Raw genomic sequence first — 15,782 nt, forward strand, 5'->3', positions numbered from 1 at the left:
GATTGGAGGAGTTATATATGTTAAAAGAAACTGAAGTCGTAAAAATAAGACGTAAAGTATTATCGGAAATTGCTAAACTCACATTTGCTGGGGAATTAGATAAACATAATATTGTAGATATTTTAGACGGTATTGTTACTGAGGATGGTCCAAGATATCGTTGTTGTGTTCATAAAGAACGTGCAATCGTTAAGGATCGTGTAAAGTTTATTATGGCGCAACCACTTGATATTGGAATTACTGAAGCTGCTACAAATGCTCTAAATGGTCAAATTGCAGATATGCCAATCCTCAATATTATGCCGGAAGCTTGTGATCAATGCCCTATTGATACTTTTTTTATAACAAATGCCTGTCGTAATTGCGTTGCTCATAACTGCATCGCAAGTTGTCCCAAAAGGGCTATTACAGTTGTGCAAAATCAAGCATATATTGATAAAACAAGATGCGTAGAGTGTGGTTTATGCAAGAAATCTTGCATGTATGGGGCCATTGTTGAAATTACACGTCCTTGCGAAAGGGCATGTGATATTGGAGCCATTAAAGCAGATAAAGAACGCAGAGCAGTCATTGATTATGATAAATGTGTTCAATGTGGCGGATGTAAAGTTGCATGTCCTTTTGGTGCGATTACGGAGCAAAGTTTTATTGTTCAATTAATTCAGCAAATGAAAGCGAATAAGCGAGTATATGCTATCTTGGCACCTGCTTTCATTAGTCAATTTGGCATGAAAGTTAAACCAATTCAAGTAATAAATGCATTAAAAAAGATCGGTTTTTATGATGTTCAGGAAGTTTCTTTTGGTGCAGATATTGTCACCTTAGAGGAGGCAAAAGAATTTGCGGGCACAGTGCCAGAAAAACAAGCATTCATGACAACATCTTGTTGTCCAGCATTTGTCGGTATGGTTAATAACCATTTACCACAGCTTAAGGAGTATATATCAACAACCGTATCGCCAATGGTCGCTTCTGGTAAGGTAATCAAGGAAGCTGATCCTGAAGCAGTTGTTGTATTTATAGGACCATGTGTTGCTAAAAAAATGGAAGCTCGGCAATATCCTGATATTATTGATTTTGTTCTTACTTTTGAAGAAACAGAAGCTTTATTTGCTGGTTATGGTATTTCACCTGCTGACATGATTGAAACTGAGTTTGCAACAACGGCTTCTCGCGATGGCAATGCGTTTGCAAGAGCTGGAGGCGTGGTACAGGCTGTAATTGACGCGGCAGAAAAACTAGCTCCTGATTTACAGGTAAAGCCTCATAGAGCAGAAGGATTGCAAAATTGTAAAGTAGCCTTATTGCAGATGAAAGCTGGCAAGATCGATGCTAACTTTTTTGAGGGGATGGCGTGTAATGGTGGATGTGTTGGTGGGCCAGGAATTTTAATTGATACGCGTGTTAGTACAAAAGCGGTTGATAATTTTGCTGCGTCATCAAGTATGGTTAATGCAGTAGAAAATCAAAAAGCAATTGATGATAGTAAAAAGGATATACATTGGCATAAAAAGTAATAAGATAAAATCCTCAGCGTTATTTTTGTTCTTGTTCGTCTATAAAACGTTCCTTATACCTAATGAGTAGGCAAGGTTCATGGAATTGAAATTCCTTATGAACCCTAATTTTATCTGATGTAGATACTTTACTAAAAGTGTATACTTGTGCTAAAATTATTTCTGATTCATATTGGTTGAGGGGAGAAAAGAATATATGTCAGGACACTCAAAATGGGCTAATATTAAACATAAAAAAGGTAAAATGGATGCAATACGTGGTAAAGTTACTACTAAAATTGGCCGGGAGCTTACTGTAGCAGCACGCTTGGGTGGAGCTGATCCTACGGGTAATATGCGGTTGAAATTAGCTTTACAAAAAGCGAAAGAAAATAATATTCCAAAGGATAATATTCAACGTGCGATTCAAAAGGGGTTGGGCTCTTTAGATGGAAGTAATTATGAGGAGCTAGTTTATGAAGGATACGGTCCCGCTGGTGTTGCTGTAATGGTAGAAGTTATGACGGATAATCGTAACCGAACAGCCGCAGATGTTCGCCATTTATTTTCAAAATATGGCGGTAACTTAGGGGAATCTGGTTGTGTTTCTTGGATGTTTAATAAAAAAGGATTATTTGTCGTTGAAAAAGAAACAGGCGTTGATGAAGAAGAACTGATGATGCTATCACTTGAAGCTGGTGCAGATGATTTTAAAGTTGAAGAAAATGAATTTGAGATTACAATTGCTCCAACTCTTTTTTATCAACTTCAAGAAATTCTTGAGAAGAATAATATAAAGGTATCAGTTGCTGAAGTAACGATGATACCTGAGACTACCATGGCATTGACTGGTGATGATGCCACTAAGATGATGAAATTAATGGATGCACTGGAAGATCATGATGATGTACAAGAAGTATATGCAAATTTTGACATTCCAGAGGATTTAATGTAATTTTAAAAATACTGGTAGTAGGGATGTATAGTTTATTTGATTTCGGGTAATAATGTTGGCAATAGGAAGATGAGGAGTTGCTTTCATTGCTATCATTTAAGAAGTTTAATAAAAGGTATGCCTTACTATTTGCGGGTTTACTCCTAGCAATAGGAATATCAGTATATTATGTTAGTTACTTGTCTTTTTTGGATAAGGACAATCTAATTATCCCTCAAGAAACTGAGGTTAGTAAACAAGATAGTAAAATCAAAATAAGCGCTGATACAGATATAGTGCAAAAAATTACTTATCTAAAATGTAATGATGAGGAAATTTTGCAAACCAAACCTACTGAAAATCTAGTGGGACTAAATATCTATCAATTAAAGAAGGTTTATCAAGGGTGGGAAATTGATAAATTTGATACGAATGAAGTAAATATGACACTTAAGGTTGACAGCTATTGCCGTGAACATGCGAATAACGTTTTTATTGGTGTACATGATGGACATGTAGCTGTTTTTTATGGAAAACCGGGTTACAAACCGATTGTCAAAGAAACTACTTCCATCCAGGTTAATAAGCTAATGCCGCAAGATGTTGAGGATTTGCAACATGGTATGGTTGTTCAATCGAAAGAGGAATTATTGCGAACTTTGGAAGGAATGCAGTCAAGATGAGAGTTAGTATTATTATATCTTGATTTTATAAAGAATGACTAAGGCTTCTACTTCTATTTAGAGACTTGGCACACGCCAAGTCTTTTCTTATTTTATTAGCAAAAAAGGAATCGTAAGTACAGTCGTCGAAATACTAAAAGTTGACAAGGGAGGCTATTTTTATGTTAGCGTTAGGAATTGATCCAGGTACGGCGATTTGTGGTTATGGAGTAGTAAGTTTAGAAGGAAGTCATCTTAAGGCATTGGATTATGGAGCTATTGAGACAAGTTCTAAGCTTAGTGTAGAGCAACGCTTAGTGATTATTCATCGTGAAATTGATGCACTTATAAAGAAATATAAGCCTGATGTAATGGGTGTTGAAATGCTTTTTTTCAATAAAAATGTACGAACTGCGATGACGGTTGCACAAGCTCGAGGTGTTATTTTACTTGCGGCGGCTCAAAATGCTGTTAAGTTGGTGGAATTTACGCCTTTACAAGTAAAACAGGCAGTTGTCGGGTATGGAAAAGCTGAGAAAGAACAGGTAATCTATATGACTCAACGGTTATTAAACTTGCCTTCTAAACCACATCCTGATGATGTGGCAGATGCTTTAGCAGTTGCGATTTGTACAACACACTGTAGTAATATGAGGCAGGAATTAGTTTGTAGTAATGTACTAGACCAAAGCAAACGAACTAGTCGTGCATTTTTGAAATCAAGATTAGGTATAAAATCAAACGCAGAAAATAAAGTATGGGGAAATAAAATATGATTGGGTATGTACGTGGGACAGTATCACATTTAGCAATAGACCATTGTTTCGTTGATGTCCAAGGCATTGGGTATCGGATTTTTATAGCACAGTCTACTCGTCAGAAAATTTCCGTTGGTGCAGTAGTTTCTTTGTTTACTTATATGTACGTGAGGGAAGATGCTTTACTATTGTATGGATTTTATACGCAAGATGAATATAATTTATTTTTACAATTGATGTCAATCACAGGGATTGGCCCCAAAGTTGCTATGGGAATTTTATCTGCAATTGATCCACAGCAGTTCCGTATAGCGATTAGTCAAAAGAATATTGGGATATTAACAAAACTTCCTGGTATCGGTAAAAAGACAGCAGAAAGAATAATTCTCGAACTAAAAGATAAGATTGGTATTATTACTGAGGAGGATCTTATTGAAGAGCATGTTTCTAGTGCAACCGCCTTGCCAAGTGATGCTATTGATGAGGTTCTGCAGGCACTATTAGCTTTGGGATATAGTCAGGGGGAAATACTGCCTATTATCAAGAAGATCGGGAAAAAAGGACAATCTGTAGAAGAGTTGTTAAAATTGGCACTAAGGGAATTCATGGGAGGTAATCGGTAATCGTGGAGGAACGAATTGTCGCCGGCAGTGAACAAGATAGTGATACGTGGGAGTATAGCTTAAGACCACGTCGTCTAAATGAATACATAGGGCAGGATAAAGTTAAAAATAATCTTTCGATATTTGTTCAGGCAGCTCTTTCTCGTGAAGAAGCTTTAGATCATGTATTACTTTATGGACCTCCAGGTCTAGGAAAAACGACATTAGCAGGTATTATTGCGAATGAGTTAGGTGTTAACTTTCGAGTGACATCGGGCCCCGCTATTGAACGAGCAGGAGATTTAGCAGCTTTGCTCACTAATTTAGGGGAAAATGATGTATTGTTTATTGATGAAATTCATCGTCTTTCAAGACATGTTGAAGAGATCTTGTACTCTGCCATGGAAGACTATGCCTTAGATATTATTATTGGAAAAGGTCCTAGTGCAAGATCGATCCGACTAGACTTGGCACCATTTACCTTAATAGGAGCTACAACTAGGGCAGGAGCACTGGCTTCGCCTCTGAGGGATAGATTTGGTGTAATTTGCCGTCTAGAATACTATACCACTGAAGATTTAAAGTATATTGTAAATCGAACGGCAGAAGTATTGAATGTTGAGATTGAAGATGGTGGGGCTCTTGAAATTGCAAAAAGATCGCGGGGAACACCTCGAATCGCGAACCGTTTATTAAAAAGAGTAAGGGATTATGCACAAATTGCTGGTAATGGTATTATTACTGATATTACAGCTGATAAGGCGCTTGCTATGTTAGAAGTAGATAAATGCGGTCTTGATAAGACAGACCGTAATATGCTGTTAGCCATAATACAAAACTTTAAAGGTGGACCTGTAGGTCTTGATACCTTAGCAGCTATTATTAGTGAAGAGAACGAAACTATTGAAGATGTGTATGAACCTTTTTTATTGCAAATGGGATTTTTACAGCGTACTCCTCGGGGGAGAGTAGCCACACAAAAAGCCTATGAACATCTAGGTATTTTATACAAGGTGGACGAGCAAGGTAATTTATTATAAGCCTTACTACTGAAAGGAGTATTATTTTGAATTACAAATTCTCTACTATTTTAGTGACACTGCTATTAACAATGACTTTTTTTATGATGCCTATGTATGGCTACGCCTCAGAAAATAATATTCGGGTCGGAATTTGGTCAAGCCAACGTAATTTATTAATTTCAGCCGATGTTGGTTTTGAAGTAATGAATGCGGATAACGGTCAATCATTAGGGAAATTTGCAATGAATGAAAAAGCAGTGATTGCATTTAAAGAAAATGAAATTATACTGAATGGCAAACGTGTAGATGCTACTAACTTAAGCATTATGAAAATTATAAATGATAAAGAGCACTCAATTGAGGTAAATAAAAAGAAGTATCGTGGTACTATTGATATTCATATTACAAATGGTAATACTGGATTGACAGTTGTAAACACATTGCCGATTGAACAATATCTATATGGTGTTATTGCTAAAGAAATTTCCCCCAATTGGCCTATGGAGGCTATTAAGGCACAGGCGGTTGCAGCTCGTACTTATGCTTTATACAATATGAATAAACATCAACGCGATGGTTATGATGTTTGTGCTACCACTGACTGTCAAGTTTATGGTGGGAAAGATAGTGAAGCTCCAACGGGAATTAAAGCTGTTGATGCAACCACTGGACAAGTCATTTTGTACAAGGGGAATCCTATTGCTGCTTTTTTTCACAGCAGCTCAGGTGGATATACGGAGAATAGTGAAAATGTTTGGGGGACCTATCTGCCTTATTTACGCGGAGTGGTTGATTATGACCAAAAGTCTCCTCAATATAGTTGGGAAAAGCAACTGACTCCTAATGAATTAGAAGAAACAATTTCTAGAAGCGGGTACAATATCGGGAAGATAAAAGCGATTGGAATTTCACCTTTTACTAATCAACCTATGAAGATAAAAGATCGTGGTGTGTCCGGGAGAGTAAAAGTTATAGAAGTTATTGGAACTACAGGGAGTATTGAGTTAACCGGTGAAAAACTACGAAAAATATTATCTTTAAACAGTACTCTGTTTGATATTCATCTTATGGTACCTGTTCAGAAAAGTATAGAATTTCAAATTGCTGATAACGTAGGTAATCAAAGTAGCAAAAAGGTAGAAATAAACTTACCACCAACAAATGAGAAAGGTTACGTTACAGATAAAGAAGATCTACGTCGCATTAGTGGGAATCCTAATGAAACAATTGTTATTACTGGTTTTGGCTGGGGGCATGGAATTGGTTTATCCCAATGGGGAGCTAAAGCAATGGCTGAGAAAGGTCCCCAACAAGATGCTACATATTTTAAAGAGATCTTGAAACACTATTATCAGGACGTTGAGATAAAAAAAGTATTCTAAAGGAGTTTCATCGAATGTTGTTATCAGAGTTTGATTATTTTTTACCAGAGGAATTAATTGCTCAACATCCTTGTGAGCCGCGTGATCATTCACGCCTATTAGTTTTAGAAAAAAATACAGGTGCTATATCACATCAGCACTTTTTTGATTTACCTCAATATTTGAAAGCTGGTGATACTTTAGTTTTTAATGATACAAAAGTAATTCCAGCAAGATTGATTGGTACGAAGGCGGAAACAGGTGGAAAGGTAGAGATCTTTTTACTAAATAATAAATCGGGAAATGAATGGGAGGCCTTGGTTAAACCAGGTAAGAAGGCCAGACCTGGTGCCATCATTATATTTAGTGATTCATTATCATGTGAAATATTGGAATCTACTGATTTTGGAGGACGTGTTGTCCGTTTTATTTTTAAAGGTATATTTGAAGAAATATTGGATGAATTGGGACAAACCCCCCTGCCTCCATATATTACAGAGCAACTAGCAGATAAAGAAAGGTATCAAACTGTTTATGCACGTGAGCGGGGTTCAGCAGCTGCGCCTACAGCTGGCTTGCATTTTACTACTGAGCTAATGAAGCGTATAGAAGATTTGGGAGTACAGTTAGCCTTTGTTACTTTGCATGTAGGTTTAGGTACTTTTCGGCCAGTAAATACGGATGATATCACAAATCATGTTATGCATAGAGAATATTATTCTGTATCACCTGAAGCAGCTCAGCTTATTAATAATACTAAGAAGCAGGGGGGAAGAGTTATAGCTGTAGGTACTACGGCTATTAGAACGTTGGAAACTGCTACAGAGAATGGTATTTTAGAAGCGAAAAGTGGTTGGACAGAAATATTTATTTATCCAGGGTATAGCTTTAAGATGGTAGATGCGGCAGTGACAAACTTTCATTTGCCAAAGTCTACTTTATTGATGTTAATTAGTGCCTTAGCTGGAAAGAAAAATGTTTTTAATGCTTACAAAGAAGCTGTTGACCAAAGATATAAGTTCTTTAGTTTTGGGGATGCCATGCTAATTATATGAAATATAAGAATCAATTTTGTTAATCTAGGGAGGAAAACATGTCAGTTACTTATGAATTAGTTAAAAAATGTTCGAAAACAGGGGCGCGAGCGGGACGATTACATACGCCGCATGGTACCTTTGATACACCTATATTTATGCCTGTAGGTACACAAGCAACTGTTAAAGCAATATCTCCTGAAGAGCTTAAGGATATGGGAGCTGGGATTATTTTAAGTAATACCTACCACTTGTACCTGCGACCAGGTCATGAATTAGTTAAAGAAGCTGGTGGTCTGCATAAATTTATGAACTGGGATAGAGGAATTCTTACTGATAGTGGGGGATTCCAAGTCTTCAGTTTAGGTGACCTACGCAAAATAACTGAGGAGGGAGTTACTTTTCGTTCTCACATTGACGGGTCAAAACATTTTCTTTCGCCTGAAAAAGCGACTGAAATACAAATGGCATTGGGTTCAGATATTATTATGGCTTTTGATGAATGCGTACCTTATCCTGCTGATCATGATTATGCACGAAAGTCTACGGAACGAACTACTCGTTGGGCCGAGCGTTGTAAAGAGGCCCATAAAAGAACCGATCAAGCATTGTTCGGAATTGTGCAAGGCGGCATGTATAAAGATTTAAGAACTATGAGTGCCAAAGATTTAGTTTCTTTAGATTTTCCTGGTTATGCAGTCGGTGGTTTGAGTGTTGGCGAACCTAAACCATTAATGTATGAAATGTTAGAACATACTGTACCCTTGTTACCAGAAGGGAAACCACGTTATTTAATGGGAGTCGGTACCCCAGACTGTTTAGTAGAAGGCGTTATGCATGGTATTGATATGTTTGATTGTGTTTTTCCAACGCGTGTGGCTCGCAATGGTACTGTTATGACTAGTTGGGGACGACTTGTTGTTAAAAATGCAGAATATGCGAAAGACTTTAGGCCTCTTGATGAAAAATGCGGATGTTATACTTGTCAAAATTTTTCAAGAGCTTATATTCGTCATTTATTTAAAACCGATGAGATATTTGGATTGCGCTTAACTACAATACATAACCTACATTTTCTATTGCAGTTCATGAAAGAAATGCGTAAAGCAATTATAGAAGATAATTTTGTTGAATTTCGGGAAGAGTTTTTAGCACAATATAACTTACGCTAAGAGGATTTGCGTTTTATATGTGGAATATACTGTTAAGTGAGTATAAAAATGGGGGGGGAATTTGTAATGCCAGAAATTTCACAAGAAATGATGCAGACACTAGCGGCTTATGGGCCGATTGTTCTGATGGCCTTAGTTTTTTATTTTATATTGTATCGTCCACAGAAGAAAGAACAACAACGTCGTGCTGATATGCTAAGTAATCTAAAAAAAGGCGATCGTGTAATTGCCGCAGGTGGTATGTTTGGTACAATTACAGCATTGGATGCTAAAAAAGTTACATTAAAAGTATCAGATAAAATTGAAATAGATTTCTTACGTACTTCTATTCAATCTTACCAAAATGATCCTAAAAATGCATAAACATATGATATGCATTTTTTATTCCATCTATTAATAGGGAATAATAAAGGCAGGATATATTTGTGAAAGAGTGCAATAATGAAAAAGAAAAGTTACGTGCTAAGTTACTTCTAAAAAGAAGTAACTTAGATAAAGACGTTATTGCTGCCCAAAGTGACAATATGGCGAAACAACTGCTTGTTTGGCCATATTATCAACAGGCACAAGTGATAATGGTATTTTTGTCCATGGCAGATGAACCGCAAATGTTGAAGGTTATTGAGGATGCCTGGTTACAAGGTAAAAAAATTTGTGTACCACATATGCGTCAAGAATTTGGTGTCATGGATGCTGCGATTATCAGTAATCTAAATGATTTGGTACGGGGACGTTTTAATTTATTGGTACCTAACCCTACTACCCTAAAAATAGTCGATCCAAGTGTGATTGATTTAATTATTGTGCCAGGAGTCGCGTATGATTACTCAGGTAATCGATTGGGAATGGGAGCAGGTTATTATGATCGATTTCTTCCCCAAGCTCCACAAGCAATATTAATTGGTGCAGTATGGTCGTCCCATGTTACAGATAAGCTTCCCCATACCGAATATGACATTCCAGTGCATTATTTATTGAATGAAGATAAAATTGTAAAATGTGAAAGAGGCAATTTATAATTTAATAAATTAGATAATTTTTATATTAGATTCTGTGCAGGGTGAAGGAATTATGGAAATAAAGATAGGTATTGCTAAGATGAAAAAATATGCCGTAGAGGAATGCGGTGATAGTGTAGAGGTGGCAGAACGACCACGTGGTGGTATTTCTGCCATTTTGGCTGATGGACAGGGTAGCGGTAAAGCAGCTAAGATTACGAGCAGTTTGGTGATTAATAAGGCTGCGGCATTAATTGCTGATGGTGCAAGGGATGGAGCAGTTGCTAGGGCCGTACATGATTATCTGTATGCAATCAAGGATGGTAAAGTTTCTTCTACTCTTACCTTACTTTCTGCAGATTTGGATACGCAAACAGTGGTATTTAGTCGTAATTCAAACTGTCCAGTAATCGTCAAACATCAATTTGGTATGGATATTTATGATGAAGAAATTAGTTCCATTGGTGTACATAAGCGTATGAAACCTTTAATGTATCAGATACCGCTCGAAATGGGCATGCTTTTAGTATCTTACACTGATGGTATTCAAGCGGCAGGACGTAAACGTGGTAAAGTTATGAACTTTGGTATGATTGAAAAAATAATTTCCGAAAATCATGCCGAAGATGCAACGTTTATTGCGGAGAGTATTTTAGAATATGCTTTAGCATTAGATGATTATCGACCAGGAGATGATATGACTGTAGTAGTCATGGGCATATCAGATAAGGAAAGAGTGCATAATATACAAAAGATGAGTGTATCTTTTCCTTGTTAGTGTGGTGATATAAATGCGAGTTGTAGTGGCTGGTGTTTGTGTTTCAGGTAAGACGACATTAGTTAAAGAATTGCAGAAATTAGGTATTGATGCCTATAATGTTGCTCAGGAACACTCTACGATTAGAAATCTATGGAATAGTAAGAAGCCTGATATACTAGTGGTTTTGGATGCAAAATTAGTGACAATTCGTCAGCGGCGTATAGTGCCGTGGGGGCAAGAAAGACTTGTTGTACAGCATGAACGATTAGTTGATGCTTGTGAGCATGCTGATTTATATCTCCAAACGGATGATTTGAGCAAAGAGGATGTTGTTCGAAAAGTACTAGAGTATATTGGGAGGAATAAACATGTCCAAGATTACGATTGAAGATTTAAAGAATGATCATGAAATTACTGTCTACCTTGCTTGCAGTACTGAATACCTTGGTCGTCTTGGTTTTACTGAACATGGTAAACGCCATGCTTCAATCATAGCAGATCGCGCCTATCATGTATTAAAGGATTTGGAATACACGGAACGAGAATGTCAATTGGCTGCAATCGCGGGTTATATCCATGATATTGGCAATATGATCAATCGATATAATCATGGCGGCACTGGCGCTGTAATGGCCTACAATGTTTTATCCAGACTTGGTATGTCGCCTGAAGAAATTGCATTGGTAACGTCAGCAATTGGGAATCATGAAGAAGAACGTGGTAATGCCATTAATCCCGTTGCAGCTGCTTTAATTTTGGCAGATAAATCAGACGTTCATCGCAGTAGAGTAACAAATAAAGACTTCGCCAAATTTGAAATACATGATAGAGTAAATTATGCTGCTAATAATAGCAAGCTGGTCATTGATAAACAATTACGAAAAATTGCTTTGGAACTAACCATTGATACCAAAATTTGTCCAGTCATGGAGTATTTTGAAATCTTTTTAGCGCGCATGATTATGTCAAGGCGAGCAGCAGATTTTTTAGACTGCCAATTTAGTTTAGTTATTAATAATAATCAGTTATTATAATGACATTCGTTGGCGTCGCATTGACATTATTATAAGCTAGCGGATATAATTAAATTTGTGGAAAAAATAGGTTCTACCGCAATATTGTAAGCGGGTAGAAGTTGTAGTATTTACACATAAATTCAAAAAAGATAAGAAGGGAATGGGGGAGAAATCTTTGAGATGGGGGAACTTAACTAAATTTTTGGCGGTAGTTTTTGTGGTATTAGTAGCTTCTGGCTATTATATGTTACCTTTAGCTACTTCAATTAAACAAGGTTTGGATTTGCAAGGCGGTACTCATGTGGTGCTTGAAGCTGTGGATACACCAGAGGCAAAAGTGGACGAGGATGCCGTGCAGCGCGTAGTAAAGATTATAGAGAAACGTGTTAATGAAATAGGGTTAACAGAACCTATTATTCAACGTCAGGGTGAAAGACGAATTATTGTTGAGTTGCCTGGTATTAAAGAGCCTGAAAAGGCAATTGAAATGTTAGGTAAAACAGCGCTATTAGAATTTCAGGATGAAAGCGGCACTACTGTTATGACAGGTAAGGATTTAAAGGATGCCAAAGCCGAAATTGGCCAAAATAAAAATAATGTAGTCGCTTTGGAGTTTTCCGAAGATGGCACGAAAATTTTCGCAGACTTAACAACTAAAAATGTAGGTAAACATATTAGTATTTTGTTGGACAAGAAAGTTTTGACTAATCCAGTAGTAAATGAGCCTATTCCGAGTGGTAAAGCTATTATTACTGGCAGCAAGACAATAGAGGAAGCACAAAATTTAGCTATCTTGTTGCGTTCTGGCTCATTACCAGTAAAAGTAGATGTTATGGAAATGAGAACAGTAGGTCCAACACTTGGCCAAGATTCAAAAGATAAAAGTAAAGTTGCCTTTGCCATTGGTATTGGAGCTATTACTGTGTTTATGTTAGTTTTTTATCGTTTATCAGGTTTTGTAGCAACAGTAGCCTTAATAATCTATGTAATGTTGTTATTGTTTGGTTTAAAGATGCTTAATGCTACGTTGACATTGCCTGGTATTGCAGGGGTTATTTTGTCCATTGGTATGGCGGTAGATGCCAATGTACTGATTTTTGAAAGATTCAAAGAAGAATATCATGCTGGTAAAACACTGCGGGCGGCAATGGATGCTGGTTTTAGTCGGGCCTTTGCGACGATTTTAGACTCGCATCTAACCAGTTTAATTTCTGCGATTGTTTTATTCTTCTTAGGAGCTGCTCCAATCAAAGGTTTTGCCATTACCCTAGGATTGGGTATTGTATTGAGTTTATTTACGGCAATTACAATTACTAAGCTTTTGCTAAGAATGCTCATGCACGCTAACGTATTTAAAAACGGCAAAATTTTTGGGGCGTAGGGGGTGCATGTATAATGAAGTTTGATATTATTGGTAAAAGGTATTGGTTCTTTTTATTGTCAACCATCCTTCTCATTCCTGGACTAATTTCCATTGCGGTACAGGGATTTAATTTAGGCATTGATTTTACAGGAGGAACGTTATTAGATTTGAAGTTTGCTCGTCCTGTTAGTGTTTCTGAAGTGCGTGAAGCTTTGAAGGAACACCAATTAGAACATAGTACCATTCAATTAGCTGTAAGTGATCAAGTAGAGGTATCGCAAAATGTATTTATTCGTACTCCAGAACTTTCGGATAATACACGACGTGTTGTTCTGAGTGATATGGAGAAGAAACTAGGAGCGTTTGATACTTTAAGATCAGAAAAGGTGGGAGCTGTAATTGGCTCTGAACTAACTAAGAATGCGGTCATTGCAGTAGTTGTATCTTGGTTATTAATGATTGTCTATATTAGCTATCGTTTTGAGCTTAAGTTTGCTGTTTCTGGTATTATTGCTATAGCGCATGATATCGTTTTAGTCCTTGGAGTGTTTTCTTTATTCCACAAAGAAATTGATGCTTCCTTTGTGGCAGCCATTTTGACAATAGCTGGTTATTCCATAAATGATACGATTGTTATTTTTGATCGTATTCGGGAAAACTTAAAAACACACAAAAAAACAGAGAGCTTTACAGAACTGGTTAATCGTAGTATTTGGCAAACCATGACTCGTTCTATCTATACTGTCCTTACTGTTGTAGTAGCTACTGCTTCATTATATTTCTTTGGTGGAGAAACTACTAAAAATTTCTCCTTAGCCCTTTTGATTGGTTTTATTAGTGGTGCATATTCCTCTGTTTTTAATGCTAGTCCAATCTGGGTAACGTGGAAGGAATATGAAGAGCGCAGGAAAATTGCTTTAAAAACTAGCGGTTCTAAATAAATATAATATTTAAAAGACTGATGTGGGGGGTTACTAATCCTTGCATCAGTCTTTTTTATTCACCAACTGCATCAATTCTTAATATTCTATTAGGAATAAGGGTGGTGAATTTATGTGGATTTTATTGCCAATCTGTTCTTTAATCATACTTAATATTGCAGGAGATGATGTGGCGGTAATTCCTGATTTGGCTGGAATAGTAGATAATAAAGAAATTTATATAAGCACTTTATATATTTATATTATATTTGCAGTGTTTCTTACAGCTGTTTTAGCTTGGATTGGGGTTGCAAGTGGTCAAGAATTAGTTGTTGTAGCTAAAGATTTATATGGTTTAGAAGGTAAAAAAATATTAGCACTTATCATATTATCGATATGCATTCCCGCAAGCGCTTTAACAGGTGGTTATTACTCTGGTAGAGTCTTGGAGATGTTGATAGGCTTACCTCATTCCCTAGCAACATTCCTTTGTCTCGTAATGTTTTCAGTACTTGCTGCAGGATATGGTCGATGGTTACTAATACTATTTAATTATACAGGATTATTTCTAGCGCCAATAATTATAGCTTTATTTTTCTTCCAACAGATAACGATTGATTTTATTGCTCCAAGTATAGGAAAGATTAACTGGATGCTTTTCCTTGGGCTATTGAGTTACAATGTTGGAGGAATGTGGTCAATTTTAGTTGTTGAGATGGCAGCATATCTATCAAAGAAGGGGTACCTTGCGATCTTATTAGTGGTATTAGCAAAATTGAGTGAGGGTATATTTACCTTGCTAATAGCATATCTCGTATTATCTATAGAGGCTTCAGGGCCTTTAGCCTTAGCAGTGGTGGTGAATTATATAGGAGGTACTAGTATAGTCGGTGTATTTTACATAGTATTCTTTTGTACTCTTGCTAATACTATGGTTCCAGCAATGCTTGTTAATGCAAAACAAATTAGTCATATTGCTAACCTATCTTTTTTCCCCGCCTTAGTGATAGCAAATATAATTATATATATTGTTAGTTTACTAAATCTTTCTGTCATTTTGAATATTATGGGTTATTTTGGCTTTATAATGGTAATTTTTATTATCTTCACAGCTTATTTGTTACATAAATATAGGATAAAACAGCAATAATGATAGTAACTATAGTTCAATGAGAAAGGGATAATTTTGATATTTAAAATTAGCATATTAATCATCTTATTTATAGGCCAATTATGTACGTTAGCTCCTAAATTACATGGTACTTTGATAATTTTAGGAACAAGTTTTATTTATGCATTGATTCTTGGCTTTCAATTTAGTGAATCGCAATTAAGAATTTTTTTTGTTTTACTAATTTTAACGGTAGTTGCAGAAGGTGGGTCTAGTTTTTTTAGAGTTTTTCTAACGCGTAATTATAATGTTTCAAGAAAATATAGTGTAAATACTATAGTATGCAACTTAGCTGGGATTATCGCAGCGGATGCCTTGATGGGGGCTTTAGTAGGGGCAATATTATGGGAATATCTCGTTGCAAAAGCCCTTATACCCCGCCTTAAAAGTATTGGTAGGGTTTTATTTCGTTTAGCTTTAGTGGCCTTATTACGTTTCATCTGTGGGATAATTATGATCATAATTATCTGCAAATATATAATTTTTTTATGACCTTGTGGATTAGTCTATTCT

The 15,782-nt window shown here is 36.4% G+C and carries 18 protein-coding genes; all 18 read left to right on the top strand.

Annotated features, from left to right (window positions below; translation table 11 throughout):
* Positions 1-17: 17 nt before the first annotated feature.
* Positions 18-1,517 carry a 4Fe-4S dicluster domain-containing protein gene (locus tag UFO1_RS09545; protein ID WP_038670257.1) on the top strand — a complete coding sequence of 500 codons (1,500 nt, stop codon included), beginning with the start codon at positions 18-20 and terminating at the stop codon, positions 1,515-1,517.
* 196 nt (positions 1,518-1,713) lie between these two features.
* The gene (locus UFO1_RS09550) at positions 1,714-2,451 is read left to right on the top strand and encodes a YebC/PmpR family DNA-binding transcriptional regulator (RefSeq protein WP_038670259.1); all 738 of its coding nucleotides are present in this window, start codon (positions 1,714-1,716) and stop codon (positions 2,449-2,451) included.
* An 86-nt stretch (positions 2,452-2,537) separates the two neighbouring features.
* Complete coding sequence (locus tag UFO1_RS09555; RefSeq protein WP_038670261.1) at positions 2,538-3,113, top strand: BofC C-terminal domain-containing protein; 576 nt, start codon at positions 2,538-2,540, stop codon at positions 3,111-3,113.
* A 161-nt stretch (positions 3,114-3,274) separates the two neighbouring features.
* Positions 3,275-3,868: a crossover junction endodeoxyribonuclease RuvC gene (gene ruvC / locus UFO1_RS09560; protein WP_038670263.1), complete on the top strand. Its 594-nt coding sequence runs from the start codon at positions 3,275-3,277 to the stop codon at positions 3,866-3,868.
* On the top strand, positions 3,865-4,473 hold the full coding sequence (gene ruvA / locus UFO1_RS09565; protein WP_038670265.1) for a Holliday junction branch migration protein RuvA: 609 nt from the start codon (positions 3,865-3,867) through the stop codon (positions 4,471-4,473). Before ruvC ends, ruvA begins: the two co-directional genes overlap by 4 nt.
* A gap of 2 nt (positions 4,474-4,475) precedes the next feature.
* Positions 4,476-5,492 (top strand): Holliday junction branch migration DNA helicase RuvB, encoded by a 1,017-nt coding sequence (gene ruvB / locus UFO1_RS09570; protein WP_038670267.1) that lies wholly within the window; start codon positions 4,476-4,478, stop codon positions 5,490-5,492.
* A 26-nt stretch (positions 5,493-5,518) separates the two neighbouring features.
* Positions 5,519-6,856 (top strand): SpoIID/LytB domain-containing protein, encoded by a 1,338-nt coding sequence (locus UFO1_RS09575; RefSeq protein WP_038670268.1) that lies wholly within the window; start codon positions 5,519-5,521, stop codon positions 6,854-6,856.
* A gap of 14 nt (positions 6,857-6,870) precedes the next feature.
* On the top strand, positions 6,871-7,890 hold the full coding sequence (queA, locus tag UFO1_RS09580) for a tRNA preQ1(34) S-adenosylmethionine ribosyltransferase-isomerase QueA (protein ID WP_038670270.1): 1,020 nt from the start codon (positions 6,871-6,873) through the stop codon (positions 7,888-7,890).
* A 38-nt stretch (positions 7,891-7,928) separates the two neighbouring features.
* Positions 7,929-9,041, top strand: coding sequence for a tRNA guanosine(34) transglycosylase Tgt (tgt, locus tag UFO1_RS09585; RefSeq protein WP_038670272.1), 1,113 nt, complete (start codon positions 7,929-7,931; stop codon positions 9,039-9,041).
* 66 nt (positions 9,042-9,107) lie between these two features.
* Complete coding sequence (yajC, locus tag UFO1_RS09590) at positions 9,108-9,404, top strand: preprotein translocase subunit YajC (protein ID WP_038670274.1); 297 nt, start codon at positions 9,108-9,110, stop codon at positions 9,402-9,404.
* A 62-nt stretch (positions 9,405-9,466) separates the two neighbouring features.
* Positions 9,467-10,060 carry a 5-formyltetrahydrofolate cyclo-ligase gene (locus UFO1_RS09595; protein WP_038670276.1) on the top strand — a complete coding sequence of 198 codons (594 nt, stop codon included), beginning with the start codon at positions 9,467-9,469 and terminating at the stop codon, positions 10,058-10,060.
* Between the two features lie 52 nt (positions 10,061-10,112).
* Positions 10,113-10,817: a PP2C family protein-serine/threonine phosphatase gene (locus UFO1_RS09600; protein ID WP_038670278.1), complete on the top strand. Its 705-nt coding sequence runs from the start codon at positions 10,113-10,115 to the stop codon at positions 10,815-10,817.
* A gap of 13 nt (positions 10,818-10,830) precedes the next feature.
* On the top strand, positions 10,831-11,187 hold the full coding sequence (locus UFO1_RS09605; protein ID WP_038670280.1) for a hypothetical protein: 357 nt from the start codon (positions 10,831-10,833) through the stop codon (positions 11,185-11,187).
* Entirely contained in the window at positions 11,168-11,833 is a 666-nt protein-coding gene (locus UFO1_RS09610) for an HD domain-containing protein (protein ID WP_038670281.1), read from the top strand. The genes UFO1_RS09605 and UFO1_RS09610 overlap by 20 nt, the downstream gene beginning before the upstream one ends.
* Positions 11,834-11,990: 157 nt before the next feature.
* Entirely contained in the window at positions 11,991-13,196 is a 1,206-nt protein-coding gene (gene secD / locus UFO1_RS09615; RefSeq protein WP_038670283.1) for a protein translocase subunit SecD, read from the top strand.
* A 14-nt stretch (positions 13,197-13,210) separates the two neighbouring features.
* On the top strand, positions 13,211-14,119 hold the full coding sequence (gene secF, locus UFO1_RS09620) for a protein translocase subunit SecF (RefSeq protein ID WP_084159807.1): 909 nt from the start codon (positions 13,211-13,213) through the stop codon (positions 14,117-14,119).
* Positions 14,120-14,231: 112 nt separating this feature from the next.
* The gene (locus UFO1_RS09625) at positions 14,232-15,248 is read left to right on the top strand and encodes a hypothetical protein (protein WP_038670286.1); all 1,017 of its coding nucleotides are present in this window, start codon (positions 14,232-14,234) and stop codon (positions 15,246-15,248) included.
* Positions 15,249-15,284: 36 nt separating this feature from the next.
* Positions 15,285-15,761 carry a DUF456 family protein gene (locus UFO1_RS09630; RefSeq protein WP_038670288.1) on the top strand — a complete coding sequence of 159 codons (477 nt, stop codon included), beginning with the start codon at positions 15,285-15,287 and terminating at the stop codon, positions 15,759-15,761.
* Positions 15,762-15,782 lie beyond the last annotated feature (21 nt).

The sequence above is a fragment of the Pelosinus sp. UFO1 genome, from assembly GCF_000725345.1.
In the GTDB taxonomy this organism is placed as follows: Bacteria; Bacillota; Negativicutes; order DSM-13327; family DSM-13327; genus Pelosinus.

Bases quoted from the DNA above. Each gene is read 5' to 3' on its own strand.
- UFO1_RS09550 (WP_038670259.1), top strand. From the start codon at position 1,714: ATGTCAGGACACTCAAAATGGGCTAATATTAAACATAAAAAAGGTAAA.
- queA (WP_038670270.1), top strand. From the start codon at position 6,871: ATGTTGTTATCAGAGTTTGATTATTTTTTACCAGAGGAATTAATTGCT.
- ruvA (WP_038670265.1), top strand. From the start codon at position 3,865: ATGATTGGGTATGTACGTGGGACAGTATCACATTTAGCAATAGACCAT.
- ruvC (WP_038670263.1), top strand. From the start codon at position 3,275: ATGTTAGCGTTAGGAATTGATCCAGGTACGGCGATTTGTGGTTATGGA.
- UFO1_RS09610 (WP_038670281.1), top strand. From the start codon at position 11,168: ATGTCCAAGATTACGATTGAAGATTTAAAGAATGATCATGAAATTACT.
- tgt (WP_038670272.1), top strand. From the start codon at position 7,929: ATGTCAGTTACTTATGAATTAGTTAAAAAATGTTCGAAAACAGGGGCG.
- UFO1_RS09605 (WP_038670280.1), top strand. From the start codon at position 10,831: ATGCGAGTTGTAGTGGCTGGTGTTTGTGTTTCAGGTAAGACGACATTA.
- UFO1_RS09600 (WP_038670278.1), top strand. From the start codon at position 10,113: ATGGAAATAAAGATAGGTATTGCTAAGATGAAAAAATATGCCGTAGAG.
- UFO1_RS09545 (WP_038670257.1), top strand. From the start codon at position 18: ATGTTAAAAGAAACTGAAGTCGTAAAAATAAGACGTAAAGTATTATCG.
- secF (WP_084159807.1), top strand. From the start codon at position 13,211: ATGAAGTTTGATATTATTGGTAAAAGGTATTGGTTCTTTTTATTGTCA.
- UFO1_RS09625 (WP_038670286.1), top strand. From the start codon at position 14,232: ATGTGGATTTTATTGCCAATCTGTTCTTTAATCATACTTAATATTGCA.
- yajC (WP_038670274.1), top strand. From the start codon at position 9,108: ATGCCAGAAATTTCACAAGAAATGATGCAGACACTAGCGGCTTATGGG.